The following is a 22,418-nucleotide window of genomic DNA, read 5'->3' on the forward strand; positions in this document are numbered from 1 at the left end:
GATGATGAAAAATCTGGAAACTATTCCATCTTGTATTATGGCATACCAAATAAATCTTGAAAAAAATTTTCGGTCGTCCGAATTTGATGACTCATCCTAAAAATAATAGAACAATGTCAGGTTTAATAATTTGTTCCACTTCCCATCATCCCCCAGCGCCAGTGAGTCTTGATTTCCTCCAATAAAGGGATCATTTTTACTCATGATATATTCAGCAACCAAAGAAAGCTGTTTATGGTCGATTGCGACACCCAGAATATTACGGGTCGAATCTTGTGCACCAGCCTGATCTTTGTTGTAACGGCTATGCATGAAATAAGGCGTAATATTGCCAATCTGTTTGACATTTTTAAAGGCATAGCCAATATCAACGGTATAATACGTTGCTTTGTTGGCAACATAATATTCGCTGTCGTATGAACCCATGAGTGAAGCCGCAGAGTCAAATGAGTCTTTATTGGTGACATCATTTTTCCCGCCCGTTAATGTGAGTCCCAGATTGCCATAATTAAATGTGCTAAATAATGCCCAGGCGTTACGTCTTCCTGTTTTAGCTATGGTTTTATTTTCAATTTCCGAAGTCCAGTAAGAACCGCCAACTTGGGTGCTTAAGCCAGTTAGCCCTAAAGAGATATCTTGCGTTATACGCCCCACCCACATATTTTTTTCCTGTAGATCGCTTTTACTACTGTCATTTGAGCTCACATAATTGGCCGTATAGCGTCCAGAGTCTCGCGTACTTCCTTGGTAATGACCTGCATCTGTAGCAAAATAACCGACATCAAATTGAGTCGCGCTCGGTAATTCAAAGTGATAATTTAAACCAAGGTTATGCACATCTTCTAAACCTGCTGTGGTATTGATACTGCCATATAAGCTATTGCCCCAGAACCGTGCCGGTCCAAAAGCAATCGGTTGCATGCCCATCACCACTTGATCCGTCTGATTCAGATGATAGCCAACATAAGCATCAATCAAACTCGAAAAATCACATAAGGTATCGTACTGATAGCAACGATATTCAGCATATGCAAACAACTGCCCACGTTCATAGTTCAGTTTGAGCTGTGCTGCATCAAAACGTATTTTATGTTCAGATGCTGCTTCACCAAAATCCTTGTCTTGATAATTGGCACGGACATAGCCCGATATTGTCAACTTGCCTGCATCGGCTGTCGCATCTCCAAAACTGATCCCCGCATAACTTGACGAGATCATGCCCAGCAAAACGGTGCTAAGGGCGAACTGCAAATCAATTTTTTTCATATTCCAGATTCCTTTCTTATCCAGTTCCGCTTATGCATTTGCATTAAATGCAGGACGATTACACTTAATCTTTCCGAGATTAAAGGCGTAATACACCACGAAGCTCACCATCAAACCAATCACCCATGAAATATCGACATCAGGAACAATATTGGCAAATGGCCCGGTAAAGAAAGCATTGGTGAGGAAAGGAATCTGAATCACGATACCTAAGAAATAGGCGATTAAGGCTTTGGCATTGAATTTACCGTAGATGCCACCGTCCTGAGCGAAAATAGAGGCAATATCATAAGATTTCTTGTTGACGACATAGAAATCCAGCAAGTTAATCGATACCCAAGGCACCAGAATAAATAACAAGGCAAAAATGACATTAAGGAAGAAGCTGATAAAGTTGCTCGAAGCCCAAAGTGCGGTAAAGGTCGCCAGAATTAAAACAAGAATGGACAAACTGATACGCACATTTTTACTTGGCATCCACTGCCCCGCAAAAGTTTGAATCGAGGTGATACAAGACAGCACTGCACCATATAAGTTCATGGCATTGTGTCCGATAATATTGCATAGGAATAAAATCATCAGCACATAGCCAAACAGTCCTGTTCCAGATTTAACAGCTTCCATGGCATCAGTGGTTGAGCCAATACCGACTGCAACCGTTCCAAAGCTCATCGCAAAGATGGTGCCAAGCGCCGCACCTAAATAAGTATAGATAAAGGGTTTATAAATCCCGATACTTTTAGGCAAATATCTCGAATAATCTGAGGTATAAGGTGAGAAACTGATTTGCCAGACCGCACATAAACCAAACATGGCAAACCAGCCTTTCAGGTTAAACGATCCTTTTGCCAAGACCTCTGCATTAATATGCGGAATCATGATCATCAGACCGATTAACAATGAACCACCCATAAACCAGGTACCAATCTTGTTGAACTTATGAATCAGGTGATAGCCAACAATACCGATCGTGGTTGCAGCAATCGCACCAATTACCGTCGCAGTTGCAACAGGGATCGCTGGCACAACGGTATGTAGTGTCTTGCCAGAAAGAATAATATTGGAAATAAAAAAACCGAGATAAATTAACGTGGTAAATAATACAACCAGTAACGCACCGTAACGTCCAAACTGTGCGCGGCTCTGGATCATTTGTGGAATACCCACCTGTGGTCCCTGCGCTGAAGTCAGTGCCAGAATAGCTGCACCAAAAAAATGACCACAACAAATCGCGACCAACGCACTGATCAGGCTTAAGTTAAAAGTTAACATGGACATTGCACCGGTAATCACAGCCAAAGGTGCAATATTGGTACAAAACCACAAAGTGAATAGATCCCGAACTTTTCCGTGACGTTCCGAAGGACCCACATAATCAATTGAATGACTTTCTATCGCGAAAGCATTTTTCTCATTTTGGCTCATATCCTTAATCTCTCTTTGAGGAACTCATTTCCTCAATAGCAATTCGTGAGAGTAAATGTAGGTTTCACAACCTGCCTTGCCAGTGCCATATCCGGATGACCTGACATTTATTTCTATTGTTTGCAGCTCATTGTTGAGCGATAGGTATGGAAGCACGGGAAAAAAGATAAAAGAGGTCTAGTCGAGACATGAAGCATGCTCAACAAAATCTAGTTTTTCTCACCCGGCATGAGATTTATGAAATTTCAGTGTTCTGTATTTTCATATTTTCATCCTTGAAATTTAGCAATCCTGAACTCGACCTTTTATAGCGCTATCGCATTACAAAAGGATCATCAATCGGTTGATCCGAGGTCCGTAACCAGACCGTTTTTGTGGTGGTGTAATCCAGCACGGCATCTGCTCCACCTTCACGACCATGACCGGATAAACCATGACCGCCAAAAGGCGCCAGTGGAGAAACGGCGCGATAAGTATTCAACCAGACAATGCCTGAACGAATGGCTTTGGTCATACGATGTGCGCGGCTTAAGTTGTTGGTAAACACACCTGCTGCCAGTCCATAAGGGGTATTGTTGGCTTTTTGAACCGCTTCTGCTTCGCTACTAAAACTCACCACAGACAGGACTGGCCCAAATAACTCAGTCATGACGCAATCTGCCTGTGGGACATCACTACAATCTAGAATTGTTGGGGGATAGTAATACCCTGCTCTTGCCAATGATTTTCCGCCGGTTAATAATTTTGCGCCTTGCTGAATTGAGCTAGCCACGACCTGCTCAATTTTTTCACGTTGACGTAATGTGCATAAGGGCCCGTATTCCGTTGCCAGGTCTTCAGGCAAACCTATATTGATGGTTTGGACCCGCTCAACCAGACGCTGCACAAACTCATCCTTAATACTTGCCTCAACCAGTAACCGTGAACCTGCAACACAACTCTGTCCTGTAGCCGCAAAAATTGCAGCAACTTGAGCATTGACCGCACTTTGCAGATCCGCATCAGCAAATACAATAAACGGAGATTTACCACCTAACTCAAGCGATACTTTTGCCAGATTCTCAGCAGAATTACGCACAATATGTCGTGCCGTTTCAGGGCCTCCGGTAAATGCCACATGTGCAACATCGGGATGACTGCTTAACACTGCACCGCATTCGGGGCCAAAACCAGTAATGACATTAACTACACCTGCTGGAAAACCGGCTTCATGCACCAAACGCGCAAAAGCAAGTAACGGTGCTGGCCCTTCTTCTGATGCTTTCAGTACAACAGTACATCCAGCGGCCAAAGCGGGCCCCAGTTTGACTGCCGAGAGAAACAACTGACTATTCCACGGCACAATTGCAGCAATGACACCCACAGGTTCGTGGATTGTCCAGGCCTGCATATCCTGCTTATCAATCGGTAAATAACTGCCTTCAAGCTTGTCGGCAATGCCTGCGTAATAGCGATAATACTCAGCGACATAGGCAATCTGACTTGAAGTTTCGCGAATGATTTTGCCTGTATCGCTGGTTTCATATTGAGCCAGTTGTGGCGCCGCTTGTTCAATCAGCTCTGCCAGTTTATAAAGTAGTTTACCTCGTTGAGAAGCCGTTAAACCTGCCCATGCACTCTCCTGTAAAGCATGGGTGGCGGCTGCCACAGCACGGTTCACTTCATCACGGCGTGCTTCCGGCATTTTGGCCCAGACCTGTCCTGTTGCCGGATTGATACTGTCAAACTGGGCAGCACCGTCTTCAAATTGACCATTAATATATAACTGGAATTGAGAAGTCATGCTCTTCTCTCCTATGCAAATGCAGGCATCACGTCATTGATCATACGGAGTAACGAGGCTTTTTTACGTTCAAAGCTCATTCCGGTATCAATCCAGAATGAATACTCGTTATATCCCATCGCCTCATAGGCTTTTAAACGTTCAATCACTTCCTGCGCTTCACCAATCACGTTATTTTGACGCATGGCTTCGGAGGTGTAGAAAGGATGTTGAGCCATTTCTTCTTTACTGATAGGTGCGATGAGACCTTGATTAATTTCGCGCTCATTTTTAAACCATGCACCAAAATAATTATAGAAGGCATTAATTTCTTCCGCTGCAACTTGTGCATCTGCCTCACTCTCTGCCACATAGGTATGGCGGAGTAACATAATTTCCGGACGTGGAATATCAGCAAACTTTTCACACGCGGCATTGAAATGCCCCATCAGTTTTTCAACTTCATCATCACCAAAATGCAGCGGTGTGACCTGTACATTACAACCATGCTGTACTGCAAATTCATGGCTATTTGGATCACGTGCCGCCACCCAGATCGGAGGGAATGGCTGTTGTAAAGGCTGTGGTGCGGAGGTGGTTTTTGGGAACTGCCAAAATTCGCCCTTATGTTCGTAGTCGCCTTTCCAGAGATTTTTGATGGCAGGAATCATTTCACGTAGACGTTGCCCTGCACTCCATGCATCCATCCCAGGGACCATCCGCTCATATTCAAATGAGTAAGCGCCTCGTGCAATCCCAATATCTAACCGACCATTGGTAATGATATCGGTCATGGCCGCTTCGCCTGCCAACTTGATCGGATGCCAGAAAGGAGCAACCACTGTGCCTGTACCCAAGCGCACATTTTTGGTCTTATTGGCCAGATCAGCCAAATTAATAAACGGATTCGGTGCAATGGTAAAATTCATGGCGTGATGCTCACCCGTCCAGATCGCATGCATGCCTCCCTGATCCGCAATCTGGCACAGTTCAATCATCTCATCATAAAGCTGTTTCTGCGTTTGCTGATCAGAAACACGTTCCATGTGTACAAATAATGAAAAACGCATAGTTAAACTTCCTCTTTAACAATTTGACGAACCGTACCACTGGTTTGATTACCGTAATAAACACCATAAGTTTTAAGATAATTTTCTTTGCGATAACGCATCAACATGCTTTGCAAAGCGCCATCTACAAAAGTGAGCTGCTCAAGATCATTCAAATCGATGAATTGACCTTTGTATGCAGTTGCAACCGGGGTATTACACAAGAACGCAATATATTGCTGCTGTGTCGTCACATCGTCATACACTGAATAAATAAAACTTGCTGATGCATCAGGTTGATAAGCTGCAAAGATTTTTTCCAAGGCTTTTTCCGCGCCATCTTTATCGACCACCAGATGTGGCAAAGTCCATTTATGGTCCGCAGTTTGTTCCAGTAGAATCTGGTTCTCATGACCAATCAAGGCCATCATCATCACTTTCATGCTTGAAATGACATCGGTCGATGATTTCGCTGGCGTAAAATAGGCACCACGATAATAACCAAGACCTGCAAAACCTGCCGAAGCAAAATTTTCAACTTTACCAATCAGAATGGCATGGTCACCTGCATCAACGATTTGATAGGTGGTACAGTCAAACCATGCGCTGACATGATCAATAACCGGGTTTTGGTATTCACTTTTTGTCCATGCAAGATTTGCAAAACGGTCATCACTTGGACGGGCAAAGATATTCGACACATCCTTTTGTTCTTCTGCCAAAATATTGATGGCAAAGTGTTTTGTATTTGCAAAGTGTTGATAATTGCTTGATGTCTTGGCAATGCTGACGAGCAGCAAAGCTGGGTCCAAAGACACCGAAGCAAAAGAGTTTGCGGTAAAGCCTAATGGCATTCCATCATCTTTACAGGTCGTCACTACGGTAACGCCCGTCATAAAAGAGCCAAAGGCATCACGTAGTTCACGTATCTTGTTTATTGTATCCATTTCACTCATTGCCATATTCCTTCATTGAGCAACTTAGACGCTGGTTTCCAACCACGCTTGCATTGCACTATTGACTTGATCCGGAGCCGTCAGGTTGACCATGTGACGCTCATTCTCAATCACGATCGCCTTACCCTTTTGCGCCTGACTGGCCATTTGTATTGCCATTTCCGCAGTAGAGTTGGGATCGCCCGTACCTGTTAAAATCAAGGCAGGACATCCTATTTTTGGCCATTGATCTGCATACACTGCATCACCTTGTGCAAAGGCAGCATAAGCAGTGGCATAACCCGACATATCCACTTGCTGTAACCAGGATTTCACCTTTGAGGCAGCCTGACGTTCAACCTCACTCTGACCAAACCAGCGTTGTAATGGGGTCTCGATATCGATATGACCTGTTTTTAACGCTTCGGCGCGTTGAATCACGGCATCTTTAGCTTCCGCTGAACGCTTATAAACCCCATTGAGCACAGCCATACGCTTGACTAAATCAGGACGGGTTGCGCTGACGCCTGTGGTGATTAGTGATCCCATAGAATGTCCAGCCAAATTCACAGCGCCAACATCCAAAGCGATAATCAATTCGATGGTCCAGTCCACAAAATCCTGTAACTGGGCATCATCTGCTAATTTGGTACTTTGTCCATGGCCTGGCATATCCACTGAAATCACCCGATAGTGGTTCGAGAAGAATTCGATTTGTGGATACCATGCTGCTGCTTGCATCCCAACACCATGAATCAGAACCAGCGGTTCTCCCTCGCCCTGCTCAAAATAATGAGCAATGCGGTTATTTGACAGCTGCAGGGTTTTTGAGATCATGACCTAACTCTTCCAAATCTTGATAACGATCTCCAATACGATGATGTGGTCGACCACCTGTCGCAGCACCAATCACCACCACCAGCTCATCAGCAGCAGGTGCATCTGGAATTGCAAATTGTAAAGTCAAATAATGGGAACGACGTCCTTCATCATTCTTGTCCATCATTGGAATCAAGATTGGCGCATTGGCTGGGCCACGGGTATTATTAAATGCCAGATAGGATTTCGCACCAACGGCACTGCGATAGGTATTGCCAAAATGCAGGGTATGAATCAGTGCAGAGGCATGTTCAAGTTCGCCCTCCAGCCCCACCACAGCACTTTTACCAAAGGCTTGTACCGCTTCGCCAGAACCGACTTCATCAAGAATCAGTTGGGTCAAATGTTCACTCAGTAGAGGTGCAATACGGCGGATCTCAGGTGCCAGATTTTCAACATAGCCCTGACCTGCCCAAGGATTTTTGATCACAGCTGCTGCTGCCACCATTTTTAAAGGTGTGGGTGCTGCTTTGCCACCATCAATATAGGTGGTTTCCACATGGAGCACTGTTTTACGGATTAGATTCATTGTTCTTCCTTGCGTGTGAATTTATCTTGTCATTCGTATTATGGTATACCATAATACATAATGAAAAAAAAGCAAGAGTTTGCTATGCTCTTTTTAAGCAAAGAACATGTAACAAAATTCTGCCTTACTGAAATATGGAAAGATGAAGTTCTATGAATCTTAAAATTGAAAACCCGCCTGTGACCTTACGCGAGCTCTGTCTGGATAAAGTGCGTAATGCCATTATTACAGGTTATTTTCCTTCTGGAAAAAGACTGGTTGAACGGACACTCTGTGAAGAACTGGGTGTAAGCCGCTCTGTGGTGCGGGAAGTGATTCGCTATCTGGAAGCAGAAGGTCTGGTTGAAATCTTGCCCAATAAAGGTCCGATTGTTTCATTACTGGACTGGGAAATTGCCTCACAAATCTATGAGATTCGTCTTTTACTCGAGCAAAGTGCGGTTGCAGATTGCACCCAGAATCTGACCGATCATACCACCCAGCAATTGCAGCACTTACTGGCCGAGCTTGAACAGGCATTTGCCGCGGATGATATCAATTTGATTATTGCCACCTCTGCAAAGCTTTATGAAACCATTTTTACCACCGCAAAACATTATATTGCCTGGGAAGTGGTGCAACGTTTGAATGGCCGCATTAGCCGTCTTCGCGCTATGACCATGAAATCCAGCAAACGTGAAATTTCAGGTTACCAACGTATCAAAAATATGTGTGAAGCCATCTACTTACATAAAGATGCCGATAAAGCCAAGCAAGCTGTTGCGGAACATATTGCAGAAGCGGCATCTGTCGCAAAAAATATTTTGAATAGTTAATTACGAAAACGGAACCATAAGGCCGATGAAGCCTTAACTGACATAAGGATATAAGCATGTCTGCATACTGGATTGCTCACGTTACCATCCATGATCTGGAGCAATATCAACAATATATGGCCTTGGCACCGCATGCTTTTGAAAAATATGGAGCAAAGTTTCTTGCCAGAGGCGGTAATTCGACTTGTCTGGAAGGTTCAGAATATCAGCGTCATGTCATTATTGAATTTGCTGACTTAGCAACAGCACAGGCTTGTTACCATTCAGAAGAGTATTTGAAAGCACGCCTGGCCCGTAAAGATTGTGCAGATGTGATGATCAATATTGTAGAGAGTCTGGATTAAGCTGGAGCGGCATAAAAGAGCGTTTTTTACATCTTTTTTTATGCCAGCCCCAACAACAAAGTCACCTGATTCCTATTGGATATCAGTTTCACTTTAATCCATATCATTCCGACTTTTAAGCCCGTTTTTTCTTGGATTTCTTGCTAAAGAAACTCAATGCATGTGAGTAATGGCTTGGCGTAATCCGCTGAATCAGATCAATGATTTTGGCATCATTTCCAATCAGTACCCGTGCTTTATCTGCTTTCACAGCTTCAAGAATAATTTTGGCAGCTTGTTCAGGTGGTGTTTTCAACACTTTGTTAAAGGCTTGACTGGCTTTAGCTGGATTCATTCCCAAAGCCCGAATGCTGTCACTCATGCGTGCACTATTGGCAATATTGGTACGAATCCCGCCAGGATGCACACAGGTCGAGCTCACCCCATTCTGTTGCAGCTTGAGCTCTTGGCGTAATGACTCGGTAAAACCACGAACCGCGAATTTCGTTGCATTATAGGCGCTTTGGGTCGGTTGAGCCGTTAAGCCAAACAGGCTGGAAATATTCACAATGTGCCCTTCGCCACTTTGTTTTAAATAAGGCAGAAACTCTTTGGTGCCATAGACCACACCCCAAAAGTTAATTTTTAAGATCCAGTCCAGTTCCTCATAATCCATCCCTTCGACGGTACTCGCCAGCGCTACACCAGCATTATTAAAAATCAGGTTGATCTTGCCGTGTGTCTTAAAACTCTGTTCTGCCCATTCACGGACTGCGTCCTGATCAGAAACATCGAGTTGGGTCAGGGTAACATTGACAGGATATTGCTGTAACAAGGCTTTGGTCTCGGCTAATCCCTGTTCATTGACATCGCTCAAAGCCAAATGTGCACCTTGCTGTGCCAGTAAAACTGCAAGTTGTCGACCAATCCCTGACCCTGCACCGGTAATGGCTGCGACTTTCTGATTAAAATTTTTCATGGCTAGACTCTAGATGAAGTTGATAAAAATGGGCTGCATTTTGTCTAAACATGGCATACATTGCCTGTTCACCATAGGGACGAAGTATCTGGATATAGGCCTGAACCAAATCACTGAGTGTTGCATTGACTTTGTCCATCGGAAAATTAGACGCATACATAATGCGGTTGACGCCAAAGACCTGAACGGCATGTTGAATCATGGGGGTCAGTAAATTGACGATTTCAGCAGCTGTCGCAGTGCGTTTGTGTTGATAGAAGCGATGTCCTAATACCGGCATCATCAAGCCTGAAATTTTGGCATAGACATTTTTCTGTTCAGCCAGAACTGCAATATCTTGTTGCCATTGTTTAAAAATAGACTCACGCTGCGCTGCTGTAGTTCCCGTACGCTTACCCACAGCCCCAAACAAGCCAGCGGGTGTCGCCAGATGATCGACCACAATCCGGGTGTCAGGAAATTGTTTCGCCAGATTGGTAATTTCTGCTAACTGGGTGGAATACCCCCATGCATCAAAAGATAGATCCATGTTTGCCAGCTGTTCAAAACCTTTTAAGAATTTCTTGTCACGATAAAGATGCGGCCGATCACACCATCGATAGATCCCACTATCCTCATGCCAGGCCGCCATTTTACGAATGCCCCGAAATAGTGGACTGGCCTGCTGATGCGCTTTAAGAATGTCTTTGAACTTTCGGTCTCTGGGATCAGCCGCGGCAACGATAGCACCCAGCTTTAAACCGTAACTGTTAAACTCTAATTGCTTGATCCAGTGAGTTTCTTCCACCACTCCAAAGCCTGTGTGATGATGCCAGTTCGCTTCGACATGCACTACGCTCTCTACAGGAAATAAAACACTATCCTGTTGATAATGCTTGGGTAAATAGGGATTCAGTGCGTATCGGGTTATCCCTAAAGTCTCTAATAATGGCTTGGGTTTGACCAAACGCACTACGCGATCCATGACAGCGGGATATTTGCCTAAAGTTTTTACCAATACAGCAGCAGAATGCGGTGTGTGATAAGGATCCCATTGATGAATATGCGGATCAATGATCGAAAAGCCTAATTCTTCCATGCGTTCACTCGATATCATTATTTTTAAAAATGGCGATGCTTTATGTAACTTATCCTATTTGATCACTGTAGCCTACCGAACAAGTCAGTATGAATAAAATGATTTATTTCAATATAACAGTATGAATACGATTCATTTATTTTTTTACCGCATCCTTTCTAAATATATAAATTTAAGAGGAATTTCAACCAATTAAATCATTTTATTCTCTGGTTCTATTGTCGATACACGACCGAATAAAAATCTAAAAATAACTCATGCATTATCAATCTGTTAATTTTCCAAGGGCATATCTTTCCAACAAGTTCTTGTAAATGATTCCTATTTAAATATACTGAGCACGCTTTTATCGCTGTATTGGCCAACATTGTCATTCAATTGAAAGTCGTTTCTTTCCAGTCTCTACCCGCTTTTCGCTATCGCTCAGGTATTCTTATGTCTGCATTTTCTCCGCGTAAAAATCTCATCACAATTGAAATTTTAAAATATAGCGGTTCATTGCTTCTGTCTTGTCTTCCTGTGCTGAGCTGGGCAGACATAACAACGCCAGAAATCACACAGCTAGACACCATCAAAGTACAAGCGGAATCCAGCTCAAGCTATATCGGAACACAAACCGCATCGACCTTAAGAGGCAAGCATAACAATCTGGAGACGCCTCAAACGGTCAATGTGGTTTCCAAACAATATGTCAAAGATTATCTGCCTGCGAATCTGGATAATGCACTGACCCAAGTCAGCGGTATTACCCAAGGCAACACCTTGGGCGGCACCCAAGATACGGTGATGAAACGTGGTTTTGGTGACAACCGTGATGGTTCAATTACCGTGAATGGCATGCCGATTGTACAAGGTCGTACCATGAATGCGGCGGTTGAACAGGTTGAAGTGTTAAAAGGCCCAGCGTCCCTACTTTACGGCATTATGGACCCCGGCGGTGTGGTCAATGTAGTGACTAAAAAACCTGAAATGACCCAGAAAACTGAACTGGCCATTTATGGTTCAAGCTTTGCGGCCGGTAAAAATGGTGTGGGTGCAAGTCTGGATACAACAGGCGCAATTAATGACAGTAACTTTGCCTATCGTTTTATTGTCGATCATTCTGATGCAGACTATTGGCGTAATTTTGGCAATCTCAAACAGACCTTAATTGCGCCGTCGGTGGCATGGGATAATGGTCAGACCAAAGTCAATCTCAGCTATCAATATCGTCATTTTGATGTTCCTTTTGATCGCTCCACCATTTTTGACCTCAACACTAAAAAAGCGTTGCCGATCTCAAAATACCAGCGTCTGGATGAAGCCTTTAACCAGATGAAAGGTGAAGATCATCTGGCGCAATTGCTGGTAGATCACCAAATTAATGACACTTGGTCAGCTCATTTCGGCTATACCTACAATTATGAAACCTATGATGCCAACCAGTTACGTGTTACCTCGTTAGATACTGCTAATCATACGGTGAAGCGTCGTACCGATGCGACCTTAAATGCAGAGAGTGTAGATAGTAATGCCCAAGCCTATCTCAATGGCTCAGCCAATCTGCTCGGTTTAAAACATGATATTCAAATTGGTTCAGATATTGAATACCGTAAATATTTCCGCCCAGACATGGTTCGTGGAGCTAACTCAACTTTAGATTATTTAAATCCGGATTTTGGCGCTGTGGAAGCATCGCGTAATATCGTTGCCTCTGATAGTGATCAAACCGATAAATTGCATACCTATGGGTTTTATCTGCAGGATGCAATTCATTTAGATGAAAAATGGATTGCTGTACTCGGTGGACGTTACTTGCATTATCAACAAACGGCTGGGCGTGGCAGACCGTTTAAGGAAAATACCAACACCAATGATGATGCCTGGCTACCACATGCAGGCTTGGTCTATCAATGGAATGACCAGCTTTCATTGTATGGCAGCTATACCGAGTCACTCAAACCGAACTCCTCCATTGCACCTTTAGGCGGCAATGCCGTGATTGATTCGGATGTCCAACCAGAACAAGCAAAATCCTATGAAGTTGGTGCAAAATACGAATTCAATGATCGTATCAAAGCCAACTTTGCACTGTACGATATTAAAAAGCGTAATGTGCTTGCCAAAATCACCAACCCATCAAGCAAAGAAGTAGAACTACACACCACAGGTGCAGTCCGTTCCAAAGGCGTTGAACTCGACCTCACAGGCCGTCTAACCGATCAACTCGATGCAACCCTGACCTATGCCTATACCGATGCCAAAGTCACTGAAGATGAAACCGGTCTGCAAGGTAACCGCTTAAATAATGTGGCACGAGATACAGCGTCTCTGGCATTGGCTTATAACTATGGCGAACTCTACAATGGTCATTTACGTTTGGGCTTGAGCGGTAATTATGTCGGTAAACGTGCCGGTAACTCAGAGAACACCTTTGACCTACCTGAATATGCACTGGGTAATGCCTTTATCAGCTATGACACCACCATTGCCAAACAGGCGGTGAACTTCCAGTTTAATTTAAATAATATCTTCGATAAAACCTACTATACAGCCAGCGTCAATAATCTGGCAGTATCACAAGGTGACGCTCGCCAAGCACTATTGCGTGCTACTTTTAAATTCTAATTATGGAGTCAAGGCAGTGATGGGTTCACTGCCCTTGTTTGAGATCAAGATGAAAACGTTTCTTTCCATCCTTGTGTTGCTTGGCATGCTGTTGAGTTCTGCTGCGTATGCTCAAACCCGAATTGTGCTGATCTCACAACTGAACAGTGCGTCAGCGAGTACCGATATTGCCATTCAGAAATACTTGCAAAGCAAAGGTTACCATGTCGAGATGCTGGATCAATCGGTTTCGCCAAGCAGCTTAAATCATCCTGATCTGGTCCTCCTTTCTTCAACGGTTGCATCCAAAAATTTAAAAACAGGCTGGCGCCAACTCCCGATTCCACTGATGACTTGGGAAAATGATTATCTCGATGATCTGGCCATGACCGGCAAGAGGATTGATACAGATTTTGGTGAAGTCGAAAAAGAACGTTACCTATGGCTGGTCAATGCACCTCATTCCCTCTCTGCGCATCTTCCTGCGGGAACTCGCAACGTTTATCAAGCACAGGCACCCATGAGCTGGGGCAAGCCGGGATTAGGCGCGACCATTATTGCAACGATATATGGGCAACCGGAAAAAGTGGCTATCTGGGGCTATGAAAAAGGTGCAACCATGGACTATGAATCGCTGGCACCCGCAAAACGGCTGATGTTCTTTCTCAATAATGAGACATTTACCAATCTTTCAGAGGATGGCCTCAAACTGTTTGATGCCTCCATTCAGTGGTTACTCGATCAACCGCCCCTTTAGTTGAAAAATACCAAGACAGTTAATCCTTAACAGCCTGTACGGGTGGCACCAGCGGATGCAATTGCATATGCTGTTTTAAAATCCGTCTTAACTCAAGAATCGCTTCGGGCTGTTCCTGAATCGAATGCCCGCCCTGAATGACTTTTTCCGAGATGGCACCTGACAGATGCGAACTGCTATACGGCACGATGCCATCGGTCATTTTATCTGGCTCCTGATGCCGGGTGATATTGCCAATGATGGAGTGATAAGCCAGCCCTTGCACCGGCTGGATGGCCTGAGTCATGTTCATGAATTTGGACTGATAACTTAAATCACTAGGACCGTTTTCGATAATGCCGGCTGCCAGATTTTTCTTCATTTGATGAATATTGATGTTGTGGTCTGCCACCGCCAGCTCAGCCGCCGTTAAGAACTTGGCCGGTAAATGAATTATCTTGCGCAAAGCTAAGGTAAACCAGCGATCTGCGTAGGCTGTTCCTTGATGAGGGGTGGCAATAAAAATCACCCGGTTAATATTTTCAATCGGACGGAACATAAAACGCTTACTCACCGCAGCAGAAAAAATAAAGTCATGCGCCTTATCATTCTGGATCGCCTCAACGGCCTGCTGGCGAATGTCACCCTGCCCCATCAGCAAACGGCTGATAATGCCCCCCATACTGTGTCCGATCAGTACCGCATCCTGCATGGCAGCATCATGCGGATCATGCATGGCAAAAGCCTGTGTTAACAAAGCATAAATCTGGGCACGACTTTCAAGAATCGGCATGTTGGTGGAATAAAAAACCTGCCAGACCTGATAGTGCTGACGTAAGCTGTCATCTCCCAAGATATCATTGGTCAAGGCGATCCAGGCTTCTGGACTACTGGCCAGCCCATGAATAAAAATAATGATTTTTTTATCCGGATTATAGGGTTCCAGCATGAACAGATGTGGCATGCTGAATTGCTCTTTGCGATCGATCAGGGTTTTATAGCCGGTTCCGCCCAGATTGTTTTCAGCCAGCCACAGACCATAAGGCGCTGAATAATTGGCGGTAAGTAAATAGTCCTGCTGTGCCACCTGAAGCTGGTCATAACGGAACGGATCGATCAGCTGGATCTGCAAGGGAGCCGCATCAAGTAACTGCTCGACCGAAGTATTAGGCGCAGGCTGAGCCACGGCAGTGACCGACAGATATCTGGCCGCATGAATATAAGGATTTTCTTTACCGGCATAATAGCTTTCAGGATCATAAATATAATCAGGGCTTAAAGACTGCTGATTTTTGGCCACCAGAACAAATTCCGAGCCCAGACCATCGCGTCGGTTAACACTGTAAAATCCGGAAAACCGCATATTGTAGCTGGACTGCAATAACTGGATATCGGTGTTCACCAGTTCCGGATAATGATCAAAATTGAACTGATAATGTCGCTGGTTAATCTGTAACTGCTGAGGAAAGCGGGTAAATCGATGCCGTAAATAGGCCGTAGTGATCAAACGTGACAGAGCAACATTGTAAAAAAGCCGAACCTGGGTTTGGCGTTGATCAAAAATACGTTTCTGTGGCGTAGAGGGCGTTGCAAATAAATACGCAAAGCTAAAGCGAACACTTTGATCAAGCAAACTTAAGACTTCATCGAGACACTGGTTTTGCTGTGCTGAATGCGAAGTTTGAGCCAATGCAATCTGGCAATTTTTCTCCTGACCGAGTTGCAGGGCCCGTGCCAGATAAATCTCACTAGCTGCGGCATAACGCTGTTCAGGACTGTCGGCCAGTTTCTGTTGTAATCTCTGTACGCATTGCTCAGGCTGACTTAGACAAGCTTCGACCGGAACTCCGGATAGCAGCAAGCTATTTTGTGTGGCATCACTCAACTGGGATCGGGTCAGTATGGTCTGGGTTTTATCGGTTAAGGAGGCGCTTAAACTTCGTTGCTGCAATTTCACCAACTGACAGGCCGACAAGCTGAAAAGAATAAAGCCAAGCAGCACCAATTTGGCCAATAGTTGCTTATATCGCCCCATTTTCTCAAGCTCCAGACTGATTAACCCGCATCGCGCACCCAACCAGTTTTCCTGTTCTTGCGCATCTGCTTCTAATATGCCAAAGATCCAGCAACAACACAGCCATCGTGTTAAAACATTTCGTTTTTATTTTAGAACAACCCATTAAAGATATAAAAAAACCATCGAAGGTCTGGTTCGATGGTTTAGCTGGATCACAAGAATAGAAATATGGCATCTCAAGCTGGGAACTGAATCAGCCAGCTCTGCATGTAAAAACTGGACAGCGCTCGAGCCTATGAGCTTATAACAGATATTCCCAGATTACATAGCCAATACCAAAGCCCAAAAAGGCATATAGTGTAATAATGAAAAATACAAAACTGGCATTATTCTTTTTTTTCAAAAAACTCATGGTGTCACCTTTGGCTTTGCTCAACTCATACTGTTATAGTGCAGGAAGATACAGAACAAGAAAAGACACAGAAATTTCCAAAAAAAATATAACAGATGAGCTTAAAAACTCGAGACTGTTATGAAAACAGCCCTGAACATAAGTAAAAGAGGCGTAGATGATGCTTCATCTCAGATACATTCAGGACTGCTTCAAGCTGTGCTTACACGATTCAATCATAAGTTGCGAAGATGAGGATTTTCCAACGGCAGGTCATCGACTAAATGCTCATCAAAAATATCCGTCAACATACTGTCATAACGTTTGGCATTGTAGTCTAAAAGTGACTCCGCCTCAGCTGTAGTGATAAAACCTGTCTCGATTGCATTGGCAATATGCGCTTCAAAGGTGAGACCGCTAAACTGATCTTTGGATTCGGCTTTTTTAAACTTGTTCCACAATGGCTGTAGCTGTAACAGGCTTTGGAATGTAGACTCCATCCGTCCCATCACATCGTTGGCATCCGTATTGTAATAGACATGTTGCTTCAACTGCTCGCGGAATGCATGTTCCTGCATCATCAATTGCGCGACCTCTTGCTTCAATTGATCTGACGGCGCTGCAATAGGACGGCCAAATGGGAAACAGATCAGTTTTACCATAGCAGCGGCAAGCGGCATCGGAAAATTATCATAGAAGCCAAAGAAGGCTTCTTGCACCTGATACAGGGCTTTATTCAGGGCTAATTCGGCATGTTTCTGTTCTGCTTCGGTGCGTTGACCCTGTTCATAATATTTCAGGATTGCCGTCGCAATAAATAAATGCGCATGAATATCCGCCAGACGTCCAGACAGCATTTCCTTACGCTTTAAATCGCCCGCTAGAATTCCCAGCGCCATATCGGCGGTTAAGGCAAAATCGGCACTGAAACGGTTGATTTTACTATAATAGGCTTTCGAAAAATCATCGGCCTGTTTAGAGCCCTCATCTGAACCGCCCGTAATCGAAAATGCCAGTGCTTTGGCAGCGCGATTGAAAGTATAGGCCAGATGTTTAAACAATAATGGCGAAAATTCCTTAAAAGCAGCCGCTTTATCTTCAGCTTGTAACAGTTGCAATTCTTCAAATAGATAAGGATGGCAACGCATTGAGCCCTGACCAAAAATCATCAGAGAACGGGTCAGAATATTGGCGCCTTCTACGGTAATGGCAACGGGAATGGATTGATAAGTCAGGGCAAGGAAGTTACGTGGGCCTAACTGAATTGCCCGACCACCCACCACGTCCATGCCATGATTAACCACTTTACGCATGGTTTCAGTGGCATAGTATTTGGCCATGGCAGTCATCACTGCTGGGGTTCCGCCTTGATTCAAACCACAGGTCACCAGATAACGGAATGATTCCAGCATATAAGCATCACTGGCGATATCACTGGTCGCCTCTTGTACCCCTTCAAAATGCCCAACCGAAATTTTAAATTGTTGACGGACACTGGCAAATGCACCCACCAACAGATAACTCATTTCCCCTGCTGCGGTTGCCAAGGCAGGCAATGAAATACCACGTCCTACACCCAGACATTCCATCAGCATCCGCCAGCCTTTACCAGCATTTTGCTGACCACCAATAATCCAGTCCAAAGGAATAAATACATCACGACCTTCAACCGTACCATTCATAAAAGGCGCACCCGGATTATGGCGGGGCCCAATCTGAATGCCTTCATGGTCAGCGGGAATCAAGGCACAGGTAATGCCATATTCCACTTTAGTTTTATCGCCCAGCAAACCTTCTGGATCATATAACTTAAAGGCCAGACCAATCACGGTTGCAATCGGAGCCAGGGTAATCCAGCGCTTGGAGAAATTCATTTTCAGGCCTAAAACTTGTTGGCCTTGATATTGCCCATAACACACCACACCCGTATCCGGGATCGCCCCAGCATCCGAACCCGCCTCAGGGCTGGTCAAACCAAAACAAGGCACTTCGGTACCATTAGCAAGCCCGGGTAAATAACGTTGTTTTTGCTCCTCTGTACCATAGTGCAGCAGCAACTCCCCTGGCCCAAGCGAATTGGGTACCATACAGCTCACCGCAGCAGTCAGTGAACGCGAAGCAATTTTGCTCATGATGCGACTTTGCGCAAAGGGGGTAAATTGTTTGCCACCAAATGATTTTGGAATGATCAGTCCCAAGAAGCCATTGTCCTTGATAAATTGCCACACCTCAGGCGGCAGGTCCTTGTCCTGATGATGAATCTGCCACTCATCCAACATTGAGCAAAGCTGTTGTACTTCGTTATCTAAAAAAGCCTGTTCTTCTGCCGATAACACGGGATAAGGATATTGATCAAACTTTTCCCAATCCGGTGCCCCCATAAACAGTTCTTTTTCCCACCAGCTGGTACCGGCATCCAGAGCCTCTCGTTCAGTGGTACTCATACTCGGCATGGCATTGGACAGCACTTTAAAAGCAGGGCGGCTAATCAAAGCATCACGCAATGGCGTAATCAGCAGAATAATACTGGCGATGATAATAGGTACGCCCAGTAACAGACTCCATGGGGTAATCAGCACACTACACAAAATCGCAGTGACAATTGCCAGCACACTACCGACAGTTCGACTGGCTTCAAAATAAAAGAGAGCCCAAATCACAAAGAGTTGTATCAGTAGACCAAGCAATATTAATAGTACAATCATGTTTGCTCCTTTATCTCAGATTGGGATGAAGAGGAAAAATAAAGATCTGAGTTGTTTTATGTTTAAGTTAATTCTTGAATAAAATGGCTGTTTTTTATTCTACAGATCAGATCGCTATTTGCTTGATTAACTACTAAATTTTACATAAACGCATTGAGATGACACCGAAACTGGAATTGCGGCCTGCTCAAGAATAATACACAAAGAAATCGTAATGATTGCAGTAATAAATCCAAAAATAAAATCATCAATAACCGTAATGCTGCATGTGGGCAGTTAAACAAATTTCTGCCCAGCCTTCTGTTTGTCTCAGCAATAGCCAAGCTATCTTGCTGCCATGGATCAGGCAAGCACACCAAGGTCGCTAACTTTTAACCGGGAATATCCCCCCGTAAACTGGTCCTTTAGTCCAGACATAAAAAGAGCAAACATCTGTTTGCTCTTTTGGTTGAACGCCATGCGCCCCAGCTTTACCTCAATGTCACAATCAGTAGCAGCGCAAATAGAACTATCACGATCAGATTAGTCTGCAAAAGCTTTTTAGGCTGGTAGGACAATACAAGTCCCACTGCCAAAGCCGCAAAGCTGGTACATCCCAACCATTCTGATAAACCGATTGAAGCACCTTTCACATAAATCATGACCAACGCAGAAATGAGTAGAATGACCCAGCCTGCAATTTCAAAAGCCCGATTCATTTGTGCTGAAACCGGAGAGCTAAAGATATCGCGCTGATGTTTATTCATTCCACACGCCAGACTCGATAGCGCCACCACGGCAACACACCACAACATCCATGCTGCCATCATGTCTGCTCCTGTGCCGACTGAGCCTTAGGCTGTTTTTTCTGCTTAACGGGTAGACCTTGATAACGTTTTAGCTTGTAGTAAGAGTAGATAAAAATCAGACCTAAAATGATGCAGACCAGATCAAAACTGGCAATCATCCATTGTCCATGATAAATACTCATCCATAAGGCCTGTCCACCAGTAAAAACGTTTAACACCGGTATAAACAGGAACATTGCAGCCGCCAACGCAAGTTGTTCTAGCCATGCTGGACGGTGTGCACGAATAGCCGCATGTATCAAACACAATAACCAGACACTAAAGAACACATTAATTTCTAGCGGCGAACGCTCTGCGAGTTGCGCAGGGATAACACGGTTGGCAAAAAAGTACGCTGCGCAGGCAATCGGCAGCCCTGTAATCGCCGTAATATTCAGGACCTCAACCACACGATGGCCAAAGGGTTTATAACCTAGTTTTTGTACCTCGGGAATACGTTTTACCACCCACAAAATCAATCCGGAAGCGATCATCATCGTGCCTAAGACGCCTGATAGAAATAATAACCAGCGTAAGACCGAATCGACACCCCGTGCCATATGCAGCCATGTCACTAAGGTATGAATAGCTTTGGATGCCGAATTTACAGGCTGGGCTTCGTCGATCAGTTGCCCTGTTAGCGCATTGAACTTGAGTGACGGCACACTTTCCCGATCCAGCAAGGTCGTGGCATGGGTTGCATTAAATTGTACATCCGCTTTCACCGTATTCGGTTGATTCACCCGAACCGAGGCAATCGGATTATCCCCCCAACCGTGTTGAACCTGCTGGCTTAATGCCACTAAGTTAACCATGGGTGCTGCTGCAAGCTTGGGCACCACTTGTTCAGCTTCGCCACCACGGCCAGCACCTCGATTGCCACGTCCTTCTTCTGCGGCTTGTTTCTGTTTTTGCTCTGCCAGTAAACGTGCCTGTTCAGGAGTTTGCGCTACAGGTTCATTTAAAATCTGGTAGAAGTTCCGGACATTGCCATAGTGCGTGTTCATTGCCCATGGCATAAACAGATGCATCAATAGCAACAGCCCGCTAAAGGTGATCATCAGATGAAAAGGCAAGGCAAACACGGCGGTTGCATTGTGGGCATCCAGCCATGAACGCTGGCCTTTGGCTGGACGGAAAGTAAAGAAATCCTTGAAGATTTTTTTATGGGTAATAATGCCACTGATAATCGCAACAAACATGAACAAGGTTGCAATACCAACAATCCAGCGCCCCCAGATGCGTGGCATACCATACAGTTCAAAATGGAAGCGATAAAGGAAACCACCACCCCGGGTTTCTCTGGCTTTAATTTCCTGCCCCGTTTGCGCATCCAGATAGATTTCGCCGCCACGGCGGCGTCCCTCACCCGGCTTACGGACATTCAGCATGATCGCAGGCTGTCTTTCATTGGCAAACCGGATATTCCAGCTCTCGGCAGCGTGACCTTTCTGATTTAAATACTGTAGTGCATAGCCTAATTGCTGTTGCTGCGAAGTTGTATTTACTGATTGATGCAGTTCCGGTTTCATCCATACCGTGATTTCATTTTGAAAAAAACTGAGTGTCCCCGTTAGAAAAACAGCGTACAGCAACCATCCCAACAACAGACTGGTCCAGGTATGTAACCATGACATCGATTGGCGTGGGCCTTCATTTTTACCATCAACACGCATGCCCTTACCCTTTTAACAAGCCATACATGACGGTCATGATCAGACTAGGAATAATGACGCCCAACCAGACTTTCAAAGTCGAGTTGACCATGAATATCCAGATAAACAGGATGCAATGCACCACAAAAGCCAGCATGGTTGCACTAAAAACTGCATTCGCTCTGGATGGCTCAGATGAAAACAAGCAACCGATGAGCATTGCCGCAATCGCAGCAAAATAATAGCCCCCAAAAATTGCGAGTACAAAACGGGAAAAAATCATCAATCGATATCGAATCAATGAGGACGGTGCAACCTTCTTTTTTACCACCCTTGTACTGCTCACCAAGGGTACAGACGCTTCAATAGACATAAACAACACCGGACAAAATGACATCAACGGAAATGATGTTCACCTTTATATAGAGCCATGAAAATACGGATGATTTAGCCGATAACCT

At 44.6% G+C, this 22,418-nt stretch carries 19 protein-coding genes; 4 read left to right on the forward strand and 15 right to left on the reverse strand.

Annotation, left to right across the window (positions count from 1 at the left end):
• Positions 1-96: 96 nt before the first annotated feature.
• From IEV39_RS08900 to IEV39_RS08930, 7 genes are all read right to left on the reverse strand, one after another.
• Positions 97-1,266 carry a hypothetical protein gene (locus IEV39_RS08900; protein ID WP_005284286.1) on the reverse strand — a complete coding sequence of 390 codons (1,170 nt, stop codon included), beginning with the start codon at positions 1,264-1,266 and terminating at the stop codon, positions 97-99.
• Between the two features lie 30 nt (positions 1,267-1,296).
• Positions 1,297-2,691: a purine-cytosine permease family protein gene (locus IEV39_RS08905; RefSeq protein ID WP_005284283.1), complete on the reverse strand. Its 1,395-nt coding sequence runs from the start codon at positions 2,689-2,691 to the stop codon at positions 1,297-1,299.
• Positions 2,692-3,004: 313 nt separating this feature from the next.
• Entirely contained in the window at positions 3,005-4,474 is a 1,470-nt protein-coding gene (tgnC, locus tag IEV39_RS08910) for a (Z)-2-((N-methylformamido)methylene)-5-hydroxybutyrolactone dehydrogenase (protein ID WP_005284280.1), read from the reverse strand.
• A gap of 11 nt (positions 4,475-4,485) precedes the next feature.
• A complete protein-coding gene (tgnB, locus tag IEV39_RS08915; protein WP_005284278.1) occupies positions 4,486-5,523 on the reverse strand; it encodes a flavin-dependent trigonelline monooxygenase oxygenase component in 1,038 nt (345 codons plus the stop codon).
• 2 nt (positions 5,524-5,525) lie between these two features.
• Positions 5,526-6,458 carry a flavin-dependent trigonelline monooxygenase reductase component gene (gene tgnA, locus IEV39_RS08920; protein WP_005284275.1) on the reverse strand — a complete coding sequence of 311 codons (933 nt, stop codon included), beginning with the start codon at positions 6,456-6,458 and terminating at the stop codon, positions 5,526-5,528.
• Positions 6,459-6,482: 24 nt separating this feature from the next.
• Entirely contained in the window at positions 6,483-7,274 is a 792-nt protein-coding gene (locus IEV39_RS08925) for an alpha/beta fold hydrolase (protein WP_005284271.1), read from the reverse strand.
• A complete protein-coding gene (locus IEV39_RS08930) occupies positions 7,243-7,845 on the reverse strand; it encodes an amino acid synthesis family protein (protein ID WP_005284269.1) in 603 nt (200 codons plus the stop codon). Before IEV39_RS08930 ends, IEV39_RS08925 begins: the two co-directional genes overlap by 32 nt.
• A 152-nt stretch (positions 7,846-7,997) precedes the next feature.
• On the opposite strand from IEV39_RS08930, the gene IEV39_RS08935 reads away from it, so the two are divergent.
• Both IEV39_RS08935 and IEV39_RS08940 read left to right on the forward strand, forming a co-directional pair.
• A complete protein-coding gene (locus IEV39_RS08935) occupies positions 7,998-8,660 on the forward strand; it encodes a GntR family transcriptional regulator (protein ID WP_005284266.1) in 663 nt (220 codons plus the stop codon).
• 56 nt (positions 8,661-8,716) lie between these two features.
• Positions 8,717-9,004 (forward strand): DUF1330 domain-containing protein, encoded by a 288-nt coding sequence (locus IEV39_RS08940; RefSeq protein WP_005284263.1) that lies wholly within the window; start codon positions 8,717-8,719, stop codon positions 9,002-9,004.
• Positions 9,005-9,119: 115 nt separating this feature from the next.
• Here IEV39_RS08940 and IEV39_RS08945 read toward each other — a convergent pair whose 3' ends face one another.
• Both IEV39_RS08945 and IEV39_RS08950 read right to left on the reverse strand, forming a co-directional pair.
• On the reverse strand, positions 9,120-9,962 hold the full coding sequence (locus IEV39_RS08945) for an SDR family NAD(P)-dependent oxidoreductase (protein ID WP_005284261.1): 843 nt from the start codon (positions 9,960-9,962) through the stop codon (positions 9,120-9,122).
• Positions 9,949-11,040, reverse strand: a complete 1,092-nt coding sequence (locus IEV39_RS08950) for an amidohydrolase family protein (RefSeq protein ID WP_005284258.1) — start codon at positions 11,038-11,040, stop codon at positions 9,949-9,951. Before IEV39_RS08950 ends, IEV39_RS08945 begins: the two co-directional genes overlap by 14 nt.
• A 435-nt stretch (positions 11,041-11,475) precedes the next feature.
• On the opposite strand from IEV39_RS08950, the gene IEV39_RS08955 reads away from it, so the two are divergent.
• Together IEV39_RS08955 and IEV39_RS08960 are read left to right on the forward strand one after the other, a co-directional pair.
• On the forward strand, positions 11,476-13,647 hold the full coding sequence (locus IEV39_RS08955) for a TonB-dependent siderophore receptor (protein WP_005284255.1): 2,172 nt from the start codon (positions 11,476-11,478) through the stop codon (positions 13,645-13,647).
• A 49-nt stretch (positions 13,648-13,696) separates the two neighbouring features.
• Positions 13,697-14,383: a hypothetical protein gene (locus IEV39_RS08960; RefSeq protein ID WP_032883233.1), complete on the forward strand. Its 687-nt coding sequence runs from the start codon at positions 13,697-13,699 to the stop codon at positions 14,381-14,383.
• A gap of 19 nt (positions 14,384-14,402) precedes the next feature.
• Here the strand turns inward: IEV39_RS08960 and IEV39_RS08965 are convergent, their stop codons facing one another.
• The 6 genes from IEV39_RS08965 to IEV39_RS08990 form a co-directional block, all read right to left on the reverse strand.
• Entirely contained in the window at positions 14,403-16,397 is a 1,995-nt protein-coding gene (locus IEV39_RS08965) for an esterase/lipase family protein (RefSeq protein WP_005284250.1), read from the reverse strand.
• A gap of 283 nt (positions 16,398-16,680) precedes the next feature.
• Positions 16,681-16,791 (reverse strand): hypothetical protein, encoded by a 111-nt coding sequence (locus IEV39_RS08970; RefSeq protein ID WP_005229212.1) that lies wholly within the window; start codon positions 16,789-16,791, stop codon positions 16,681-16,683.
• 215 nt (positions 16,792-17,006) lie between these two features.
• Entirely contained in the window at positions 17,007-19,475 is a 2,469-nt protein-coding gene (locus IEV39_RS08975) for an acyl-CoA dehydrogenase (protein WP_005284247.1), read from the reverse strand.
• A gap of 470 nt (positions 19,476-19,945) precedes the next feature.
• Positions 19,946-20,281, reverse strand: a complete 336-nt coding sequence (locus IEV39_RS08980; protein ID WP_032883232.1) for a DUF3325 domain-containing protein — start codon at positions 20,279-20,281, stop codon at positions 19,946-19,948.
• Positions 20,281-21,978, reverse strand: coding sequence for a PepSY-associated TM helix domain-containing protein (locus IEV39_RS08985; protein ID WP_005284241.1), 1,698 nt, complete (start codon positions 21,976-21,978; stop codon positions 20,281-20,283). The genes IEV39_RS08980 and IEV39_RS08985 overlap by 1 nt, the downstream gene beginning before the upstream one ends.
• A 4-nt stretch (positions 21,979-21,982) precedes the next feature.
• Positions 21,983-22,330: a hypothetical protein gene (locus IEV39_RS08990; protein ID WP_032873115.1), complete on the reverse strand. Its 348-nt coding sequence runs from the start codon at positions 22,328-22,330 to the stop codon at positions 21,983-21,985.
• Positions 22,331-22,418: the final 88 nt, after the last annotated feature.

It is taken from the genome of Acinetobacter courvalinii, from assembly GCF_014635545.1.
Taxonomy (GTDB): domain Bacteria; phylum Pseudomonadota; class Gammaproteobacteria; order Pseudomonadales; family Moraxellaceae; genus Acinetobacter; species Acinetobacter courvalinii.

What these genes read in the sequence shown, in the direction of transcription:
- IEV39_RS08900 (WP_005284286.1), bottom strand. Translation starts at nt 1,266, where the DNA reads ATGAAAAAAATTGATTTGCAGTTCGCCCTTAGCACCGTTTTGCTGGGC.
- IEV39_RS08905 (WP_005284283.1), bottom strand. Translation starts at nt 2,691, where the DNA reads ATGAGCCAAAATGAGAAAAATGCTTTCGCGATAGAAAGTCATTCAATT.
- tgnC (WP_005284280.1), bottom strand. Translation starts at nt 4,474, where the DNA reads ATGACTTCTCAATTCCAGTTATATATTAATGGTCAATTTGAAGACGGT.
- tgnB (WP_005284278.1), bottom strand. Translation starts at nt 5,523, where the DNA reads ATGCGTTTTTCATTATTTGTACACATGGAACGTGTTTCTGATCAGCAA.
- tgnA (WP_005284275.1), bottom strand. Translation starts at nt 6,458, where the DNA reads ATGAGTGAAATGGATACAATAAACAAGATACGTGAACTACGTGATGCC.
- IEV39_RS08925 (WP_005284271.1), bottom strand. Translation starts at nt 7,274, where the DNA reads ATGATCTCAAAAACCCTGCAGCTGTCAAATAACCGCATTGCTCATTAT.
- IEV39_RS08930 (WP_005284269.1), bottom strand. Translation starts at nt 7,845, where the DNA reads ATGAATCTAATCCGTAAAACAGTGCTCCATGTGGAAACCACCTATATT.
- IEV39_RS08935 (WP_005284266.1), top strand. Translation starts at nt 7,998, where the DNA reads ATGAATCTTAAAATTGAAAACCCGCCTGTGACCTTACGCGAGCTCTGT.
- IEV39_RS08940 (WP_005284263.1), top strand. Translation starts at nt 8,717, where the DNA reads ATGTCTGCATACTGGATTGCTCACGTTACCATCCATGATCTGGAGCAA.
- IEV39_RS08945 (WP_005284261.1), bottom strand. Translation starts at nt 9,962, where the DNA reads ATGAAAAATTTTAATCAGAAAGTCGCAGCCATTACCGGTGCAGGGTCA.
- IEV39_RS08950 (WP_005284258.1), bottom strand. Translation starts at nt 11,040, where the DNA reads ATGGAAGAATTAGGCTTTTCGATCATTGATCCGCATATTCATCAATGG.
- IEV39_RS08955 (WP_005284255.1), top strand. Translation starts at nt 11,476, where the DNA reads ATGTCTGCATTTTCTCCGCGTAAAAATCTCATCACAATTGAAATTTTA.
- IEV39_RS08960 (WP_032883233.1), top strand. Translation starts at nt 13,697, where the DNA reads ATGAAAACGTTTCTTTCCATCCTTGTGTTGCTTGGCATGCTGTTGAGT.
- IEV39_RS08965 (WP_005284250.1), bottom strand. Translation starts at nt 16,397, where the DNA reads ATGGGGCGATATAAGCAACTATTGGCCAAATTGGTGCTGCTTGGCTTT.
- IEV39_RS08970 (WP_005229212.1), bottom strand. Translation starts at nt 16,791, where the DNA reads ATGAGTTTTTTGAAAAAAAAGAATAATGCCAGTTTTGTATTTTTCATT.
- IEV39_RS08975 (WP_005284247.1), bottom strand. Translation starts at nt 19,475, where the DNA reads ATGATTGTACTATTAATATTGCTTGGTCTACTGATACAACTCTTTGTG.
- IEV39_RS08980 (WP_032883232.1), bottom strand. Translation starts at nt 20,281, where the DNA reads ATGGCAGCATGGATGTTGTGGTGTGTTGCCGTGGTGGCGCTATCGAGT.
- IEV39_RS08985 (WP_005284241.1), bottom strand. Translation starts at nt 21,978, where the DNA reads ATGCGTGTTGATGGTAAAAATGAAGGCCCACGCCAATCGATGTCATGG.
- IEV39_RS08990 (WP_032873115.1), bottom strand. Translation starts at nt 22,330, where the DNA reads ATGTCTATTGAAGCGTCTGTACCCTTGGTGAGCAGTACAAGGGTGGTA.